Below are 18,462 nucleotides of genomic sequence, written 5' to 3' on the forward strand. Positions count from 1 at the left end.
ATCGCTCACCCGCATGCGAATTTCGCCTAACTTTTCTTGAGGCTGCGGCTCCTTGTCAAGAAGCGTTCCGCGCTGTCCGGCTCCGGCCTCCGCGACGGGAAGCGCGTGGGGCACCACCTGACGGACGCGAGGGGGCGCTAACCTGTAGCGGTGCGACGAGCAGCAGGCGACACCGTCCCGGCACCGGTCCGGCGGCCCAAGGACCGCAAGGCCCGCATCGCGCTCGCCGGGGCCGAGCTGTTCTGCGAGCGGGGCTACCACGGGGTCTCGGTCGACGAGATCGCCGCCGCCGTCGGCATCAGCGGGCCGGCCGTCTACCGGCACTTCCCTAACAAGTACGCGATCCTCGTGCACGCCACCCGGGAGGTCGTCGGCGCCCTGCTCGCCGCGACCGAGGAGCCGGCGGCGAACGACGCGGACGGGCTGCTCGACGAACTGCTGCGCGCGCTCGCCGAGGTCACGGTGAGCAGGCGGCGGGTGGCCGGGCTGTACCAGTGGGAGGGCCGCTACCTGACGCCCGAGCACCGGCAGGAGTTCGCCGCGTCGATGGCCACGCTCATCGGCCGCGTCGCCGCGCCGTTGCGCGAGCTGCGCCCCGAGCTGACCGCCGCGCAGGCCGATCTGCTGGTGAACGCGGCGCTGAGCGCGTTCGGCAGCGTGACCACGTACCGGACGGCCGGTGCCGACACCGAGCACCTGCTCACCCGCGTCGCCCGGACGCTGCTGCGGACCGACGCGCCCACGGTGCCGCCCCGGCGGCGCACCGGGGTGGAGGACTCCCCCGCCACCGGGCCGGTCCGCCCGGCGTCGCGCCGCGAGCTGCTGCTGATCGAGGCGATGCGGCTGTTCCACAGGCACGGCTACCACGCCGTCGCGGTGGAGGACATCGGCCGCGCCGCGGGCATGCAGGCATCCAGCGTGTACCGCTACTTCCCCGGCAAGGCCGACCTGCTCGCGGCCGCCTACTACCGGGCCACCGACCGGCTGACCGGTGCCACCACGGCGGCCATCGCCGAGGCGAGCGACCCGGCCGACGCGCTGCACCGGGTGGTGCGCGCGTACGTCGACTTCGCGTTCGGCCAGAGCGACCTGGTCGCGGTGTACCTGGCGGAGAACAACAACCTGCCGGAGCGGGACCGTCACCAGTTGCGCGGCGCGCAGCGGCTGCACGTCGAGGAGTGGGTGGGCCTGGTCCGGGCGGTACGACCGGAGCTGCCGGCCGGCGACGCCCGGGTGCTCGTGCACGCCGCGCTGAACGTGGTCACCGACGTCGGGCGGCTCGGCCGCTTCGACCGCACGGCGGGCTACGACGACCAGACCGCCCGGCTCGCGCTCGCCGTCCTGCACGCCTGACCGGCGTCCAGCGACCGCCCGGGCGGCGTGAGGCCCTGTGGTTGACTGACACCTATGGTCCTGTGCCCGTCCGCGTCCGCCCGGACGGTCCGGTGACCACCGGGCCGGCCGCGGCCACCCGGCCACGCAACCGCAGGCAGGTCATCGTGGAGTCGGCCGGGCAGGTGTTCAGCGAGCGCGGCTACCACGGCGCGTCCATGGAGGAGATCGCCGCGGCGGTCGGGATCAGCGCGCCCGCGCTGTACCGGCACTTCCCGAACAAGTACGCGTTGTTCGCCGAGTGCGCGAACGTCATGGTGGACAACCTGGTCGGGGCCGTCGACGAGTGGCCGCCGGACGCGGCGCTGGCCGACGTGCTGCTGGCCCTCACCCGGGTCACCGTCGCGCACCGCTCCTCCGGCGGCCTCTACCGGTGGGAGGCCCGCTACCTCGGCCGCGCGGACCGCCACCTGCTCCGCGCGAAGTTCGGCCACGTCGTGGGCCGGGTGACCGAGACGGTACGGCGGGAGTACCCGCTGCCCGACGAGCGCCTGCGGGCGGTGGCGGCGCTCGGTGTGATCGGCTCGGTGACCATGCACCACACCTCGATCGCCCAGCGCCGGATCGAGGACCTGGTGCTGCGGTCAGCGATGCGGGTGGTCGCCACCGATCCGACGACAGCCGCCGGGACCGCGCGGCTGGTGGAGCTGCCCGCCCAGCCGGTGCCCCGCACCCGGCGCGCGCAGATCCTGGCCGCGGCCGTGCCGCTGTTCGCCCGGGACGGCTTCGCCACCGTCACGAACGCGCAGATCGCCCAGGCGGTGGGGCTCGCCCCGTCCGCGATCTACCGCCACTACCCCGGCAAGGTGGACATCCTGGTGGCCGCCTGCCTCCAGGCGGCGGAACTGCTCGCCCAGGCGGTCGACCGCAGTCTCCAGCGGGCGGCCGACCCGCGGCAGGCCGTGGTCGCGCTGGCGGCGGCGTACGTGGCCTACTGCTTCGAGCACAACACCCTCAACAGCGTGGCCGAGGCCGAGGTGGCCGGCCTGCCCGCCGACGTACGGCGTCCGCTGATCCTCGCCCAGCGCGAGCACATCGCGGTCTGGGAGCAGCAGTTGCGGGCGGTCCGGCCGGACCTGGACCGGCGGCATGCCCGGCTGCTCGTGCACGCCGGGTTCGGCGTGGCGGTGGAGGCCGGGCGGGCCCTGCGCTGGCAGGACTCGCCCGGTCACCGGGACGCGGTCACCGCGCTGGTCACCGGCGCCCTGACGCTGTGAGGCCGCATCCGCTCAGGTGCCCGGCCGGTTCATCACCGGGATCGTGATCGGGGTGTGCGACGCGGACGAGCCGTTGTTGAGGAACAGCATCGCCAGCCCGCGGATGAACCTGTCGAACAGGCCGAACGTCTCCGGCATGAGCGGCGAGAGCCCTTCGCGGAACATCACGTACGTGGGCCAGCCGGCCTCGATCACGCCCCGGGAGATGTAGTCGCGCGGCAGCCGCAACCAGTCGCCGATCCGGTCGGTGAGCACGTAGCGCGCGAACTCCCGCTGGAATCCCCGGGTGACGCCGAGGTCCACCGAGGACGTCAGGTTCAGCAGGATGTCGGCCAGGTCGATGCCCTCGGGCGTCGGCGCGAGGAGCGGGGACAGCGCGTACCGGGACTGCTCCTCGGCGGCGGCCCAGCTGTTCGGGATGAACTCGTCGCGGACGCCGAGCAGGTGCAGCGCGACCTGCCACATGTGCAGGTAGGCCTCCTCCTCCGCGGCCGACATCCGCAGGCCCCAGCGACGCCAGTCGAGCAGCTTGCGGTGCACGTACGTGCCGAGGCTGTGGAAGGTGATGAGGATGTCGCCGTTGCTGATCGGGATCGGGTGGTCGGTGACGCCGCGCCACGGCGCGGACTGCGGCAGCAGGTGCCGCACCGCCGCGTGGGTGAGCCGCGTCTTGTGCGAGGTCACCACGAAGCTGCCGGTGGCCTTGAACGCGTCGGGGGCGCTCAGGTCGTAGCCGTAGGTGAAGGTCTTCGCGGCGCGCGACTTCATGTCCGCGCCGCCCTCGGACCAGTAGACGTTGCGGGCCTCGCGCGGGATCACCGTGCTCATGATCCCGCTGCCCAGGCCGTAGAGCAGGAACAGGTACATGCTCATGCGCTTGTTGAACTGGGCGGCCCGGTCCAGCTTGGCCTGGTCGGCCCAGGACGGCAGCGTGTTGACCCGCCGCAGGTAGGTGGTGAGCGCCGGGGGCAGGCCGGCGGGCAGCGCGTCGCCGTTGCGGATCCAGGACGCGAACGCGGTGTTCACGGCCGGGATCTGACCGGCGTCCAGCATCGAGGCGACGAGCGGGTCGGTGTCGTCGTCCCAGACGTCCCACGGGTCGGTGACCGTGTCGGTCCCGGCGATCGAGCCGGACGACGACCACGCCCACGCCTTGGGGGCGTCCGCCACAGCTACCAGTCCCAGCGCGGCACCGAGCGTCAGGACGCTTCGTCTACTGAGATTCTCCATTAGCACCACTTCCCGGTTTCGACCGGACATCGCCCTGAACACCGGCCCGCGAGGTGCGCACAAGCAGGTTTCGAGTTATCCGGGGATGTGATTTTCTATTAACATAGAGGAGCTTGACTGCATCGGCAAGGGTGGACGGTGGGGGTGGTGGCGATGGCTCGTGACGGGCGGTACCGCTGGTTGCGGCGGATCGAGACGCTCGATCCGGTCCGCGACCATCACGAGATCTACCGGCTCTCCGCCGGGTACGAGTTCCCCTTCGACTACCAGCGGGCGCTGGAACTGGCGCTGCTGCGCACGTTCTGCGTGCCGAGCATCTCCGCGCTGCTGGACGCGACAGGCGAGTTCCGGCTGCGGGCGCAGCAGCGCTACGACGACACCGCGCTGCTGATGGCCGAGCTGCTGGAGCACGGCTACGACTCGCCGCGCGGCCGGGAGGCGCTGCGGGTGGTCAACCGGGCGCACGGCCGGTACGCGATCTCCGACGACGACATGCGCTACGTGCTGTCCACGTTCGTCTACGAGCCGATCGACTGGCTGGACCGCTACGGCTGGCGCCCGCTGCACGAGCACGAGCGGCTGGCCGCGTTCCACTACTACCGCGCGGTCGGCGCGCGCATGGGCATCCGCGACGTCCCGGCGGACTTCGCCGCGTTCCGCGCGTTCAAGGACGCGTACGAGCGGGAGACGTTCCGCCGTACGCCGAGCAACGAGCGGGTCGCGGCGTACACGCTGGATCTGTTCGCGTCCTGGTACCCGGCGCCGCTGCGCCCGGCCGCGCGGCTCGGGGTGCGCGCGCTGCTGCCGGCCGAGATGCGGTCCGCCTTCGGGCTCCCGGCCGCCCCGCGACCGCTGCCCGCGCTGGTCGACGGCGTGCTGCGCGCCCGGGCCGCCGTGGTGCGGCGGCTGCCCGCGCGGACCGTGAGCCGGCTGACCCGCGCGCCGCGCAACCGCACCTATCCCGGCTACCCGCGGGGGTACCGGCCCGCCGACCTCGGCGCGCCGCCACCCCCGCCCGGCATGGACCCGGCGCTACTGCGTGACGGGCTCGGCCGCCGCGTCGCCCGGCCGGTAGAGGTCGTCGATCCGGTCGCCGTACCTGTCGACGATGACCCGGCGCCGTAGCTTCAGCGTCGGGGTCAGCTCGCCTGACTCCGGCGTCCACGCCGACGGCAGCACCCGGAACGTCTTGACCTGCTCGGGCCGGGCGAGCCGCGCGTTCGCCGCGTCGACGGCGGCCTGGATCTCGGCCAGCAGCACCGGGTCCGAGGCCAGCGCGGGCAGCTGCGGGTCGGCGATGCCGTGCGTACGCGCCCACTGCGGCGCGACCTCCTCGTCCAGCACGATCAGCGCCGTGACGTACGGCCGCCGGTCGCCGATCGCCACCGCCTGACCGATGAGCGGGTGCGCCCGCAGCAGGTTCTCGATCTGCGCCGGCGAGATGTTCTTCCCGCTGGAGGTGATGATGAGTTCCTTCTTGCGGTCGGTGATGGTGAGGAAGCCATCGGCGTCGAGCGTCCCGACGTCGCCGGTGGCCAGCCAGCCGTCCGCGTCCACGACCGGCTCGACGCCGCCGTCCTCGCGCAGGTAGCCGGAGCAGACCAGCGGCCCCCGGACGAGGACCTCGCCGTCGTCGGCGAGGCGCACCTCCATGCCCACGTTGGGGCGGCCGACGCTCCCGGCGCGGAAGCGGTCCGGGGTGTTGAGGGTGGCGGTGCCGGTGGTCTCGGTCAGCCCCCACACCTCAAGCACGTCGACGCCGAGCCCGGCGAGGAACCGCAGCACGTCCACCGGGATCGGGGCGGCGCCGCTGCCGGGCCAGACCATGTTGTGCAGGCCGAGGGTGGCCTGCAACGGCCGCAGCACGGTGTCGCGGGCCTGCGCCACCCGGGCGGCCAGCTCGTCCGGCACCGCCTCTCCGGCCGCGCGCAGTTCGTACGCCTCCAGCGTCACCGCACTCGCGGCGGCGACCGCGGCGCGGACCGCGGGCTCGGCGGTGGCCAGGTGCGCCTGGACGCCGGCGGCCATCTTCTCCCAGACCCGCGGCACCCCGAAGAACGAGGCGGGACCGACGGTGCGCAGCGCCGCGACGAGCTGCGTGGCGTCGGGGCAGATGGTGACGTGCCCGGCGCGGTAGATCGCGTTGTAGATGCCGAGGAACCGTTCGGCGATGTGCGCGAGCGGCAGGTAGGCCACCGTCGGCGCGTGGTCGGGGACGGACACCATCGCGTCCAGCGCCACCGCCTGGTAGATCACGTTGTGGTGGCTGAGCACGACGCCCTTCGGGTTACCAGTCGTGCCGGAGGTGTAGAGCAGCGTCACCGGCTGCTCGGGCCGGATCGTGCGCCAGCGCCGCTCGAAGGCGTCCGGGTCCGCGGCGCGGGCGGCCCGGCCGAGGGTACGCACGCGGGACAGCGGCACCACGTCGGCGGCCGGTTCGCCCGGCTCGTCCACCAGCACCACCCGCAGCAGGTCCGGCAGGTCGGGCAGGATCGGCCGCCAGCGCTCCAGCTCGGCCGGCCCTTCCAGCACGAGCACCTGGGCGGCGCTGTGCCGGGCCAGGTAGCGCATCTGCTCGGCGCTGAGCGTCGGGTAGATCGTGGACGGCACCGCGCCCAGGTGGACCGCTGCGAGGTCGACCAGCCAGTGCTCGGGGCGGCCGGACATCATGATCAGCATGTGCCGCCCGGCCTCCAGGCCGGCCTCGGCCAGGCCGGCGGACACCTCGGCGACCTCGTCGCGCAGCTCGGCCCAGGTGCGGGTGTCGTCGCGGCCGAGCGTGGTCAGCGCGGGCCGGTCGGCGTACTCGGTGGCGTTGCGGTGCAGCAGCGCCGGGACGGTCAGGTCGGCGGCTTTCTTGGCGCAGTTCTCGGCGAGGACGTCGGAGGGGTCCATGGGCTACTCCTTCACACGCAACCGGGCCTGGTGGTGGCAGGGCTGGCCGCACCCCTCGCCGTGGTGCCCGCGCGGGTTCCGCAGCCGATGGCAGCACTGTAAACGAGGGTTAACTTCCTGGGAAGGAGTGGCCGTGATCCGGCGTGATATCGCGTTGCGGCGAGACGCCGGTGCCGAACGCGGACTAACCAACCGGCCCACGCTCACTGCGCGGTAAAGCCACCGTCCACGTGCAACACGCTGCCGGTGACGTAGCTCGCGGCGTCCGAGGCGAGGAACAGCACCGCGCCGACGACCTCCTCGGGGCGGCCGAACCGGCCCATCGGGATGCGGTCGCGCAGCCGCTTCGACCACTGCTCGTGGCCGCGCAGCCCTTCGGTCATCGGGGTCTCCAGGTAGCCGGGCGCCACCGCGTTGACGCGTACGCCCGCCGCCGCCCACTCCAGCGCCAGCGTGCGGGTGAGCTGCTCGACGCCGCCCTTGCTGGCGCTGTACGCGGCCAGGCGAGGGAAGCCGACCTGACCGTGCACGGAGGACATGTTGACGATGCTGCCCCCGCCCTGCCCGACCATGACCGCGCCGGCCGCGCGGGCGCAGACGAACACCCCGGACAGGTTGGTGTCGATCACCTGCTGCCAGTCACCGAGGCTGAGCCGCTCGCTGCGATGCAGCGCCGGGCTGATGCCGGCGTTGTTGACCAGGACGTCGAGCCGTCCCCAGCGCCGCCGGGCCAGGGCCACCACGGCATTCGCGGCCGACTCGTCGGCGACGTCACCGGCGACCGCCTCCGCCGTGCCGCCACCGGCCGCGATCCGGTCCCGCACCTCGTCCAGCGCATCCGGCCGCCGGGACTGGAGGATCACCGACGCGCCGGCCCGGGCCAGCCCTTCGGCGATCGCCGCGCCGACGCCCTGACTGGCGCCGGTCACCCACGCCACCTTGCCCGACAGCATCCCCTCGACCAGCGCCACCGTGGACTCCCCTCATCGCAAACCATCGACGGTTGCCGTCGCGAGCCTTGTGGACACCGTTACCACGTGCTCTCATGTGATACACGGGCGCAACGATTGTTTCACCGTATCAGCGGCCTCGACCCCGAGGAGTGAACGTGGAACCGGTAAGCAGGCGCAAGATGTTGAAGGCCGGTGGGGCACTGGGCGCGCTCGGCGCGCTGAGCGTCGCCGCGCCGGCACAGGCCCGGTCGGCGTGGACCTGGTCCCCGAAGGGATCAGTGGCCGGCGCCGGGGCGGGCGTGGACCCGCGCTGGGTGTGGGACGAGGAGGCCGACCCGCTCGTCGCCTCCGTCCTGGACCGGGGCGAGGCGCCACTTGTCAACCAACTGCTGCGGACGTGGACGAAGAACGGCCAGCCGCTGCCGGCCGGCCTCCCGGCGGACGTCCGCGCGTTCATCGAACGCGCGCGCGTGCTGCCGTCCTGGGTGGACCAGGGCAAGCTGGCCACCGCGGTGCGCTTCAACGAGAAGCGCGGCCTCTACCTCGGCGTGCTCTACGGCCTGGCCAGCGGCATGATGAGCACCGTCATCCCGAAGGAGGCGCGCGCCGTCTACTACTCCAAGGGCGGCGCGGACATGAAGGACCGCATCTCCAAGACCGCCAAGCTCGGGTACGACATCGGCACCGCCAACGCGTACCAGCCCGACGGCTCGATGATCGTGACCGCGGTCAAGACCCGGCTGGCGCACGCGGGCGTCCGTCACCTCCTGCCGCAGTCGCCGGACTGGGCCGAGGTCGCGCCGGAGGACATCCCGATCAGCCAGCGGGACCTCATGGTCACCTGGCACAGCCTGCCCACCACGGTCATGCGGAAGCTGACCGACTGGCGCGTCCCGATCCCCGCCGCCGAGTCGGCCGCGTTCCTGCACCTGTGGCAGGTCGCCGCCCACATGCTCGGCATCAAGGACGAGTACATTCCCGCCTCCTGGAGCGAGGCGAACGCCCAGGCCGCCGAGGTCCTCGACCCGGTGCTGGCGCCCACCCGCGAGGGCAACGCGCTGGCGGACATCCTGCTCGGCCTCGGCAGGGAGATCGACGCCGGGCTGCTCAGCAAGCCCATCCTCGGCTCGTTCACCCGGTTCCTGCTCGGCAACCAGATCGCCAACTGGCTGGAGATCCCGCGCGACCTGCTCTGGGACACTCTGCTGCGGACGAGCTGGGGCCCGTTCATCGCGGTCCGGGAGGCGCTGCTGCCGTTCCCGCTCGCGCCGGAGTGCTACTGGCTGTTCGACGAGTTCCTGCGCAAGCTCGCGCTGCTGTTCCTGTCCGAGGGGCAGTCGATAAACATCGAGATCCCGCTCGGCAACCGCGAGTTCTGACCGCCGGGTCGCGGTGCGCACCATGACCGCGCCCCTCCGCCCGTTCCTGGGGTACGTGCTGGCCGCACCGGTGCTGGTGGCAGCGGCCGAACTCAGCACGGGGTATCCGGCCGCCGCCCGGACGCCGTCGCCGGGCATGGCCGGGCTGCTCGGCCTCGGCGAGATCATGACGGCGGCGGCCCTGCCCGGGGCGGGACTTGTCGCCGTCGAGGTCGGCCCGGACGGGACCGTGACGTTCACGCTGCCGCCGGATCGGGCCGGTTACTGCGGCGACGTCCCGGCGGCCGAGCTGATCGCCGACGGGCTGGCCGTGCCGCGCCGGCGGGTGCGGGTGCCACCGGCCCGGCCGGCAGGGGGCCGGACGCGTGGCACACCGCATCCGGCGGTCCCCGCCCGTACCCCCGTCCGGGTCGCCGTGGCGGTGGCCCGGCGGCGGCTGCTGGAGGCCGCGTCGGCGACGCTCGGCACGCCCGTGGGCTGCCTGCGGCTCGCGGCCGGCGCCGTCACCGACCGCGCGGGCCGCCGCCTCGACATCGGCGCGCTGGCCGGCACCGCCGCCAGCACCAGCACGATCGCCGTGCCGGTCGACCTCACGCCACGGTGACCGGCGCCGCCGATTCAACGGCCCCCTGCCGGGTAGCAGTCCGATGGACGGCACCGGAGAGGGGACATACAGGCATGAAGGCACTGACCTGGCACGGCAAGCGGGACGTTCGCGTCGAGGACGTCCCGGACCCCCGGATCGAGGAGCCGACCGACGCGATCGTCCGGATCACCTCGACCGCCATCTGCGGTTCCGACCTGCACCTGTACGAGGTGCTCGGGCCGTACCTCAAGCCCGGCGACATCCTCGGGCACGAGCCGATGGGCATCGTCGAGGAGGTCGGGCCCGGCGTGACCCGGCTCAAGAAGGGCGACCGGGTGGTCGTCCCGTTCAACATCTCCTGCGGCTCGTGCTGGATGTGCGAGCGGCAGCTCTACGCGCAGTGCGAGACCACCCAGGTGACCAGCCAGGGCAAGGGCGCGTCGCTGTTCGGCTACACCTCGCTGTACGGCTCGATCCCCGGCGGCCAGGCCGAGTACCTGCGCGTCCCGCAGGCCCAGTTCGGCCCGATCACGATCCCGGACAGCGGCCCGGACGAGCGCTGGCTCTACCTGTCCGACATCCTGCCCACCGCCTGGCAGGCGGTGAAGTACGCCGACGTCCCGCCCGGCGGCACCCTGGCCGTGTTCGGGCTCGGCCCGGTCGGCCAGTTCAGCGCCCGGATCGGCCGCCACCTGGGCGCCGGCCGGGTGATCGGCCTCGACCTGGTCCCCGAGCGGCTGGAGATGGCCCGCCGCCACGGCATCGAGGTGCTCGACGTCAGCCAGCTCGACGACGTGCCCGGCGCGCTCATCGACCTGGTCGACGGGCGCGGCCCGGACGCGGTGATCGACGCCGTCGGAATGGAGGCGCACGGCGCGCCGCTGGGCAAGATGGCCCAGACCGCAGCCGGGCTGCTGCCGGACAAGCTGGCCCAGGCGATGACCGACAAGGCCGGCGTGGACCGGCTCGTCGTGCTGCACGCCGCGCTCAAGGCCGTGCGGCGCGGCGGCACCGTGTCGATCTCCGGCGTGTACGGCGGCGAGCAGGACCCGATGCCGCTGATGGAGATGTTCGACAGGGGCATCCAGCTGCGCATGGGGCAGTGCCACGTACGGCGCTGGGTGGACGAGATCATCCCGCTGCTGGAGCGCGACGACGACCCGCTGGGCGTGGAGGACCTGCGTACCCACCGGCTGCCGCTGACCGACGCGCCGCGCGCGTACGAGATGTTCCAGAAGAAGGAGGACGGCTGCGTCAAGGTCGTGCTCGCACCGTGACCCGGACGGTGGTCGTCACCGGCGCCACGAGCGGCATCGGCCGGGCGACCGCCCGGGAGCTGGCGGGTCGCGGGGACCGGCTGGTCCTCGCGGCCCGCTCCCCCGCGACCCTCGACGAGGCACGCGACGAGTGCCGGGCGTCGGGCGCGCGGGCGATCGCCGTACCGATGGACGTGACCGAGCCCGGTGCGGTGGCCGCGCTCGCCGACGCGGCGCGGGCCGAGTTCGGCCGCGTCGACGCCTGGGTGCACACCGCCGCCGTGATGTCCTACGGCCGCTTCGACGAGACCCCGGCCGAGGTGTTCGAGCAGGTGGTCCGCACCGACCTGCTGGCCGCCGCGGCGGTGGCCCGGGAGGCGCTGCGAATGTTCCGGGCCACCGGCGGCGGCACGCTCGTGCTCACCGGCTCGGTGCTCGGGCACATCACCGCGCCCTACATGAGCGGCTACGTGGCGGCCAAGTGGGGCCTGCAAGGGCTGGCCCGCACGCTCCAGCAGGAGGCCCGGGAGACGCCGGGCATCGCGATCTGCCTGGTCAACCCGGGCAGCGTGGACACACCCGTCTACCGGCAGGCGGCCAACTACCTGGGCCGGATCGGCCGGCCGCCACCCCCGATCGCCTCGCCCGAACGGGTGGCCCGGGCCATCGCCGGATGCTTCGACCGGCCGCGCCGGGAGGTCTCGGTGGGACGGCTCAACGTGATCATGCGGTTCGGCTTCACCGCCCTGCCCGGCGTGTACGACGTGCTGGTCGGGCCGCTGATGCGCCTGGCCGGGCTGACCCGGCAGCCGGTCGCCGCGCACCAGGGCATCGTGTTCACGCCGAGCCCGGCCGGAGAGACGGTCCGGGGCGGATGGCTGCCCGACGTGTCGCAGATGGTCCGCGCGGTCGGCGGACGGGCGGCCACCGTGGCGTCCGCGGTACGCCGCCGGCCGCACTGACAGCCGTCGCGGATAGTCGCGCGGGCGGACCGGCGCGCTGGTGGCTACCGTGTACGACGGGACACGTCGGAGGGACGAGCATGCGGGAAGCAACGGGGCGGGAACCGGACCGGACGCGCGGCGGGCGGGTGTGGAAGCTCGCCGGGCTGGCCGCCGTCGCCGGGCTGGCCTGGGCGGCGCGGGACGTACCGGCCCAGCTCGGCGGGCGGCTCACCGGCGCCCGGGCGGAACGGGCGGCCCGGTCACCGCGCTTCCGCGACGGCACGTTCCACAACCCGGCCGGCGCCAGCGCCACGATGGTCGCCGACCCCGGCCGCAACCTGCTCCGTGAGCTGGTCTTCGGCAAGCAGAAGCGGCGGCCGGGCAGCCCGGTGCCGCTGCTGCGCCCGGCCTCCGCGCCGGCCGGTGACCCGGCCCGCGAACTGAACGTCGTCTGGTACGGCCACGCCTCCACGCTCGTCGAGATCGAGGGGCACCGGGTGCTGCTCGACCCGGTGTGGAGCGACAGGTGCTCCCCGTCCGGGCTGGTCGGCCCGCGCCGCATCCACGAGCCGCCGGTCCGCCTGACCGAGCTGCCCCCGCTGGACGCGGTGCTGATCTCGCACGACCACTACGACCACCTGGACATGGAGACCGTCCGCACGCTCGCCGACCTCCAGTCCGCGCCGTTCGTGGTGCCGCTCGGCGTCGGCGCGCACCTGGCCCGCTGGGGCGTACCCGAGCACCGCATCGTCGAGCTGGACTGGTCCGACAGCCACCGGGCCGGCGGGCTGACGCTCACCGCCACCGCCGCGCAGCACTTCTCCGGGCGCGGGCTGCGCCGCGACGGCACGCTCTGGAGTTCCTGGACGATCACCGGCACACACCGGAAGGTCTTCTACACCGGCGACTCCGGCTACTTCGACGGGTACGCCGCGATCGGCGCCGAGCACGGCCCGTTCGACCTGACGCTCATGCAGATCGGCGCGTACGACAGGGCGTGGCCGCACATCCACATGTTCCCGGAGGAGGCGGTCGCCGCCCACCTCGACGTACGCGGCGGGCTGCTGGTGCCGGTGCACTGGGGCACGTTCAACCTGGCCCTGCACGACTGGTCCGAGCCGGTGGACCGGCTGTGGGCCGAGGCGAAGGCGCGGGACGTCCGGCTCGCCGTGCCGCGTCCGGGCGAGCGGGTGGTGGTGGACGAGCCGCCGGCGGTGGACGGGTGGTGGCAGTCGGTCGCCTGAGCCACGCCGAAAAAGTCGGACAAGACATCCTTCTGCGCATATTTGCGTACTCTGATCGCTGACGAGTCAGCGGCCGGAGGACAGCATGCAGGTTCGCCTCTCCCCAGGCGTGGAAGATCCCGACACACCCACCTCGCAGGCGAGCGTCGCCTCGGCCGTCAAGCGGGGCGTCGACGTCGCCGTCTCGGCCACGGCCCTGCTGGTGGCGGCGCCGATTCTGGCCGTGGTCGCGGTCGCGGTGCTGCTCGGCATGGGCCGCCCGATCCTCTTCCGTCAACAGCGGATCGGCCGGCACGGCCGGGAGTTCACCATCCTGAAGTTCCGGTCCATGGCGGACGGCGGTGACGCCTTCTCCCCCGGCGACGACCAGGCGCGACTGACGCCCCTGGGGCGGTGGCTGCGGGCGACGAGCCTGGACGAACTGCCCAGCCTGTGGAACATCCTGCGCGGCGACATGAGCCTCGTGGGTCCGCGTCCGTTCCCGACCAGCTACCGCGACCTCTACACACCGGACGAGTTCCGCCGGCACGACGTTCGGCCCGGCCTGACCGGGCTCGCGCAGGTGAACGGCCGCAACGAGCTGGGTTGGGCGGAGCGTTTCGCCTACGACCTGTACTACGTGGAGCGCTGGAGCCTCCGCCTGGACGCCCGCATCCTGGCCCGGACCGCGGTGGCAGTCCTGCGCCGGCAGGGCATCAGCGCGCCCGGCGCCGCCACGGCCCACGAGTTCCGTGGCACCGCCACGGAGCAGGCGGTGCCGGCGACTGCGGGAAGCGGATCCCGGTGAGCCTCGACCTGGTCGTCGTCGGGTGCGGCGGCCACGGCCGGGAGATCGCCCAGATCGTGGCGGCGGTGAACGAGTCGGCCGCGCGGCCACCGTGGCGACTGGTCGGCTTCATGGACGACAACCCGTCCGAGCGGAACCGCAAACGCGCCGAGTCGTGCGGCGCCCCCTACCTCGGGACCGTGGCGGCGCTCGGGCAGCTGCCGCCGGAGACTCACGTCGTCCTCGGTCTGGGCGACCCACGCGTCCGGCGGAAGGTGGGCGCGCGGGTCGACACGTACGGCAGGCCGGCGGCGAGTCTCGTCCACCCGGACGCCACAGTCGGCCCGGACGTGGTGTCGGCCGAGGGTCTCGTGGTGTTCGCCGGTGGCCGGATCACCACGAACGTGACAGTCGGGCGGCATCTGCACGTCAACCAGAACGCCACTCTCGCGCACGACTGCGTGGTCGGCGACTACGTCTCCCTGCATCCGCTCGCTGCGGTGTCCGGTGACTGCCGCCTCGACACCGCAGCGCTGATCGGGGCGGGCGCCGTCGTGCTCCCGGGCCTGCGGGTGGGCGCCGGCGCGACGGTCGGCGCCGGGGCGTGCGTGGTGCGTGACGTACCACCGGAGATCGTGGTCAAGGGCGTGCCGGCCCGCTGAGGTCTCAGAGTACGAAGGCGTCCGTCCACAGCGCGCCCGAGCGGCCCGACAACGCGTCGAGCATCGCCACCGCCTGACCGTCGGTGAGCTGCGCGACGAAGTCGATGATCGCCCGGCCCCGGGCCCGTCCGATCCGGTCCGGGGTACGCGGGTGCAGCTCCGCCTCAGCCAGCTCCACCAGGTCGTGCAGCCGGCGCGGCAGCCGGGACTCCTCGTCCGGGTCCAGCAGCCACTCCCAGAGTGCCTCCACCAGCGTGTCGAGCAGCCGGGCCTGACCGCGCTGGTGCAGGGCCAGGTCCGGGCGGGCCAGCACGAACCGGTGGTGGACGAACTTGAGCACCTGCACCTCGTGCCACTGCGGCTTCGCCAGCAGCACGTACCCGGAGCGGACGTCCGGTTCCGGGGTCACGGTGATGGCGTCCACGAAGCGGGTGGACCAGCGGGCGGAGAACCGGGCCACGTACTGCTCCGCCTCGATCGAGCCGTCGAACGGCAGCGCCAGCAGCCCCTCCACCAGCTCCTCGCGGACGTGCTCGACAGCGGCGGCGAACGCCTCGTCGTCGGCGATCCAGCCGTCCTTGCGGTGCAGTTGCCGGCGCAGCCGCTCGATCGCCGCGCCCGGCCGCCGGCCCGCCCCCTCCAGCGCCGACGCGGTGATCGACCGCAGGTGCCCGCACTCGCGCTGCCAGGCCATCAGCTCGGCCGCCACGGCGCCCTGCTGGAGCACCCCGACGCGGTAGAAGTCCTCCACGTCGTGGATCGCGTACGCGATGTCGTCGGCGGTGTCCATCACCGACGCCTCGGGGGTCTGCTGCCAGTCCGGGATCCGCCCGGCGAACGGCTCCCGCGCCTGCCGCAGGTCGTCCAGCTCGGTGCGGTACGCGCCGAACTTCACCGACCCGCTCTGCGGATCCTCCGGCGGTGCCGCCGCGCCCCGGGGCGCCGGGTCCAGGTGACGCGGGTGCGGGTCGGGATGGTCCAGCCGGGTCCACGGGTACTTCAGCATGGCCGCCCGGACCGCCGCGGTCAGGTCCAGCCCGGTGGTCGCCGCGCCGCGGATCTCGGTGCTGGTGACGATCCGGTACGACTGGGCGTTGCCCTCGAAGCCGTCGGGCAGCCCGAGGCGCTGCCGGGCCAGCCGGTCGAGCACCCGCTCCCCCAGATGCCCGAACGGCGGGTGCCCGAGGTCGTGCGCGAGCGCGGCGGCCTCCACCACCTCCGGGTCGCAGCCGCCGAGCTTCTCCAGCAGGTCCCGGTGCGCCGGGTCGGCCGTCAGCCGCTCCGCGATCGCCCGGGCCACCTGGGCCACCTTCAGGCTGTGGGTGAGCCGGTTGTGCACCAGCAGCCCGGAACCACCAGGGCTGATCACCTGGGTGACGCCGTTCAGCCGGGCGAAGAACGGCGACCCGACGATCCGGTCCCGGTCGGCCCGGAACGGGCCGGCGGCCAGGTCGCCGAGCGCCCGGGCGCTGCCGCCGAACAGCCGCCGGGCCCGCGGATCCGCAGGTGCCTCCATGATCGCCACGCTAGCGCAGCCGACGGCGGGGCGGGCACAGGCGGTCGGAGGCGAACGGCACAATGCAGGGCGGAAACCACCCGAGAAGGCGGATGACAATCGTGACCCAGTCTGTGCACCAGCGGATCGCCGAGGAACTCGGCGTCGCCGAACGGCAGGTACGGGCGGCAGTCGAGCTGCTCGACGGCGGCGCCACAGTGCCGTTCATCGCCCGCTACCGCAAGGAGGCCACCGGCCTGCTCGACGACGCGCAGCTGCGCACGCTGGAGGAGCGGCTGCGCTACCTGCGCGAGCTGGACGAGCGCCGCGCGGCCGTGCTGGAGTCGATCCGGAGCCAGGGCAAGCTCGACGAGGCGCTGGAGGCGCAGATCCTCGCCGCCGACTCCAAGTCCCGCTTGGAGGACATCTACCTGCCCTACAAGCCGAAGCGGCGCACCCGCGCGCAGATCGCCCGCGAGGCCGGGCTGGAGCCGCTCGCGGACACGTTGCTGGCCGACCCGGCGCAGGACCCGAAGACGGTCGCCGCCGGGTTCACCGACCCGGACAAGGGCGTCGCGGACGCGGCGGCCGCCCTGGACGGGGCACGGGCCATCCTGATCGAGCGCTTCGCCGAGGACGCCGACCTGATCGGCACGCTGCGCGAGCAGATGTGGTCGCGGGGCCGGCTGGTCTCCCGGGTACGCGACGGCCAGGAGACCACCGGGGCGAAGTTCGCCGACTACTTCGACTTCGCCGAGCCGTACCCGAAGCTGCCCTCGCACCGCATCCTCGCCATGTTCCGCGGCGAGAAGGAGGGCGTGCTGGAGCTGACCATGGACCCGGAGGCCGAGGGGGACACCGACGCGACCCCGGGTCCCAGCCGCTACGAGGCGGCCGTCGCCGGCCGGTTCGGCGTCAGCGACCAGGGACGGCCCGCCGACAAGTGGCTGGCCGACACGGTGCGCTGGGCCTGGCGTACCCGGATCCTGATCCACCTGGGTGCGGACCTGCGGATGCGGCTGTGGCAGGCGGCCGAGGAGGAGGCCGTGCGGGTCTTCGCCACCAACCTGCGTGACCTGCTGCTGGCCGCGCCGGCCGGGACGCGGACGACGATGGGCCTCGACCCGGGCCTGCGTACCGGCGTGAAGGTGGCGGTGGTCGACGCGACCGGCAAGGTGGTCGCCACCGACACGATCTATCCGCACGAGCCGCGCCGGCAGTGGGACGCCTCGCTGCACACGCTCGCCACGCTCGCCGCCGCGCACGGCGTCGAGCTGATCGCCATCGGCAACGGCACCGCCAGCCGGGAGACCGACAAGCTCGCCGGTGACCTGATCAAGCAGCACCCGGAGCTGAAGCTGACGAAGGTGGTCGTCTCCGAGGCCGGCGCGTCGGTCTACTCCGCCTCCGCGTACGCCTCGCAGGAGCTGCCCGGTCTGGACGTCTCGCTGCGCGGCGCGGTGTCGATCGCCCGCCGCCTCCAGGACCCGCTGGCCGAGCTGGTGAAGATCGACCCTCGGTCGATCGGTGTCGGCCAGTACCAGCACGACCTGTCCGAGGTGAAGCTGTCCCGCTCGCTCGACGCGGTGGTCGAGGACTGCGTCAACGCCGTCGGCGTGGACGTCAACACCGCCTCCGCGCCGCTGCTCACCCGCGTCTCCGGCATCGGTGCGGGGCTGGCCGAGAACATCGTGCTGCACCGCGACGCGAACGGGCCGTTCCGCACCCGGGCCGAGCTGAAGAAGGTGCCGAGGCTCGGGCCGAAGGCGTTCGAGCAGTGCGCCGGCTTCCTGCGCATCCCCGGCGGGGACGACCCGCTGGACTCCTCCAGCGTGCACCCCGAGGCGTATCCGGTGGTGCGCCGCATCCTCTCCTCCACAGGGCAGGACCTGCGCGGCCTGATCGGGAAGTCGGCCATCCTGCGCGGCCTGCGCGCGACCGACTTCGTCGACGAGACGTTCGGCCTGCCCACCGTCACCGACATCCTGGCCGAGCTGGAGAAGCCCGGCCGCGACCCGCGCCCGGAGTTCCGCACCGCTACCTTCGTCGAGGGCGTGGAGAAGATCAGCGACCTGACGCCGGGCATGGTGCTGGAGGGCGTGGTGACGAACGTGGCCGCGTTCGGCGCGTTCGTCGACGTGGGCGTGCACCAGGACGGCCTGGTGCACGTCTCGGCCATGTCGCACACCTTCGTCAAGGACCCGCGCGACGTGGTGAAGTCCGGCGACGTGGTCAAGGTGCGGGTACTCGACGTGGACGTGCCGCGCAAGCGGATCTCGCTGACGCTGCGGCTGGACGACGAGGCTCCGGCCGGCGACGGACGCCCGGCGGCCGGCGACGGCCGACGGGACCGGGGCGGTCACCCCTGCCCTTGACCGTGCGGGCCAGCACCACTGTCGGCCCGGTGGCGTCGCGTGCCTGCCCGTACGCCTCGTCGATCGCG

At 73.2% G+C, this 18,462-nt stretch carries 14 protein-coding genes and 1 pseudogene; 11 read left to right on the top strand and 4 right to left on the bottom strand.

Annotation, left to right across the window (positions count from 1 at the left end):
• Window positions 1–150: 150 nt before the first annotated feature.
• Entirely contained in the window at window positions 151–1,353 is a 1,203-nt protein-coding gene (locus AB0B20_RS09085) for a TetR family transcriptional regulator (protein WP_357469377.1), read from the top strand.
• A gap of 92 nt (window positions 1,354–1,445) precedes the next feature.
• Window positions 1,446–2,609, top strand: coding sequence for a TetR/AcrR family transcriptional regulator (locus tag AB0B20_RS09090; protein ID WP_357469380.1), 1,164 nt, complete (start codon window positions 1,446–1,448; stop codon window positions 2,607–2,609).
• A 12-nt stretch (window positions 2,610–2,621) separates the two neighbouring features.
• Here the strand turns inward: AB0B20_RS09090 and AB0B20_RS09095 are convergent, their stop codons facing one another.
• The gene (locus AB0B20_RS09095) at window positions 2,622–3,839 is read right to left on the bottom strand and encodes an oxygenase MpaB family protein (RefSeq protein ID WP_013285315.1); all 1,218 of its coding nucleotides are present in this window, start codon (window positions 3,837–3,839) and stop codon (window positions 2,622–2,624) included.
• A 153-nt stretch (window positions 3,840–3,992) separates the two neighbouring features.
• Between AB0B20_RS09095 and AB0B20_RS09100 the strand changes: the two genes are divergently transcribed.
• Complete coding sequence (locus tag AB0B20_RS09100; RefSeq protein ID WP_357469384.1) at window positions 3,993–4,964, top strand: oxygenase MpaB family protein; 972 nt, start codon at window positions 3,993–3,995, stop codon at window positions 4,962–4,964.
• Here AB0B20_RS09100 and AB0B20_RS09105 read toward each other — a convergent pair.
• Window positions 4,872–6,734, bottom strand: coding sequence for an AMP-dependent synthetase/ligase (locus AB0B20_RS09105; protein WP_357469387.1), 1,863 nt, complete (start codon window positions 6,732–6,734; stop codon window positions 4,872–4,874). The genes AB0B20_RS09100 and AB0B20_RS09105 overlap by 93 nt on opposite strands.
• 203 nt (window positions 6,735–6,937) lie before the next feature.
• Complete coding sequence (locus tag AB0B20_RS09110) at window positions 6,938–7,705, bottom strand: 3-oxoacyl-ACP reductase family protein (RefSeq protein ID WP_357469390.1); 768 nt, start codon at window positions 7,703–7,705, stop codon at window positions 6,938–6,940.
• Window positions 7,706–7,842: 137 nt separating this feature from the next.
• Here AB0B20_RS09110 and AB0B20_RS09115 point away from each other — a divergent pair, with 137 nt between their 5' ends.
• From AB0B20_RS09115 to AB0B20_RS09145, 7 genes are all read left to right on the top strand, one after another.
• The gene (locus AB0B20_RS09115; RefSeq protein WP_357469393.1) at window positions 7,843–9,066 is read left to right on the top strand and encodes an oxygenase MpaB family protein; all 1,224 of its coding nucleotides are present in this window, start codon (window positions 7,843–7,845) and stop codon (window positions 9,064–9,066) included.
• A 22-nt stretch (window positions 9,067–9,088) separates the two neighbouring features.
• Window positions 9,089–9,670: an isoquinoline 1-oxidoreductase gene (locus tag AB0B20_RS09120; protein ID WP_357469396.1), complete on the top strand. Its 582-nt coding sequence runs from the start codon at window positions 9,089–9,091 to the stop codon at window positions 9,668–9,670.
• Between the two features lie 74 nt (window positions 9,671–9,744).
• Window positions 9,745–10,929, top strand: a complete 1,185-nt coding sequence (locus tag AB0B20_RS09125) for a zinc-dependent alcohol dehydrogenase (RefSeq protein WP_357469399.1) — start codon at window positions 9,745–9,747, stop codon at window positions 10,927–10,929.
• On the top strand, window positions 10,926–11,870 hold the full coding sequence (locus AB0B20_RS09130) for an SDR family NAD(P)-dependent oxidoreductase (RefSeq protein WP_357469401.1): 945 nt from the start codon (window positions 10,926–10,928) through the stop codon (window positions 11,868–11,870). Before AB0B20_RS09125 ends, AB0B20_RS09130 begins: the two co-directional genes overlap by 4 nt.
• Window positions 11,871–11,950: 80 nt before the next feature.
• Window positions 11,951–13,096: an MBL fold metallo-hydrolase gene (locus tag AB0B20_RS09135; protein ID WP_357469404.1), complete on the top strand. Its 1,146-nt coding sequence runs from the start codon at window positions 11,951–11,953 to the stop codon at window positions 13,094–13,096.
• 109 nt (window positions 13,097–13,205) lie between these two features.
• Window positions 13,206–13,883 (top strand): sugar transferase, encoded by a 678-nt coding sequence (locus AB0B20_RS09140; protein ID WP_357390180.1) that lies wholly within the window; start codon window positions 13,206–13,208, stop codon window positions 13,881–13,883.
• Window positions 13,880–14,524, top strand: a complete 645-nt coding sequence (locus AB0B20_RS09145; protein ID WP_047890873.1) for a NeuD/PglB/VioB family sugar acetyltransferase — start codon at window positions 13,880–13,882, stop codon at window positions 14,522–14,524. Before AB0B20_RS09140 ends, AB0B20_RS09145 begins: the two co-directional genes overlap by 4 nt.
• Before the next feature lie 4 nt (window positions 14,525–14,528).
• Here AB0B20_RS09145 and dgt read toward each other — a convergent pair whose 3' ends face one another.
• Window positions 14,529–16,040, bottom strand: coding sequence for a dGTP triphosphohydrolase (gene dgt, locus AB0B20_RS09150; RefSeq protein WP_357390177.1), 1,512 nt, complete (start codon window positions 16,038–16,040; stop codon window positions 14,529–14,531).
• A gap of 62 nt (window positions 16,041–16,102) precedes the next feature.
• Here dgt and AB0B20_RS09155 point away from each other — a divergent pair.
• A pseudogene (locus AB0B20_RS09155) lies at window positions 16,103–18,319 on the top strand (Tex family protein); the annotation flags it as partial.
• Between the last annotated feature and the right edge of the window lie 143 nt (window positions 18,320–18,462).

The sequence above is a fragment of the Micromonospora sp. NPDC049151 genome (assembly GCF_040648395.1).
GTDB lineage: Bacteria > Actinomycetota > Actinomycetes > Mycobacteriales > Micromonosporaceae > Micromonospora.

Bases quoted from the DNA above. Each gene is read 5' to 3' on its own strand.
- AB0B20_RS09095 (WP_013285315.1), bottom strand. From the start codon at position 3,839: ATGGAGAATCTCAGTAGACGAAGCGTCCTGACGCTCGGTGCCGCGCTG.
- AB0B20_RS09100 (WP_357469384.1), top strand. From the start codon at position 3,993: ATGGCTCGTGACGGGCGGTACCGCTGGTTGCGGCGGATCGAGACGCTC.
- AB0B20_RS09105 (WP_357469387.1), bottom strand. From the start codon at position 6,734: ATGGACCCCTCCGACGTCCTCGCCGAGAACTGCGCCAAGAAAGCCGCC.
- AB0B20_RS09120 (WP_357469396.1), top strand. From the start codon at position 9,089: ATGACCGCGCCCCTCCGCCCGTTCCTGGGGTACGTGCTGGCCGCACCG.
- AB0B20_RS09125 (WP_357469399.1), top strand. From the start codon at position 9,745: ATGAAGGCACTGACCTGGCACGGCAAGCGGGACGTTCGCGTCGAGGAC.
- AB0B20_RS09135 (WP_357469404.1), top strand. From the start codon at position 11,951: ATGCGGGAAGCAACGGGGCGGGAACCGGACCGGACGCGCGGCGGGCGG.
- dgt (WP_357390177.1), bottom strand. From the start codon at position 16,040: ATGGAGGCACCTGCGGATCCGCGGGCCCGGCGGCTGTTCGGCGGCAGC.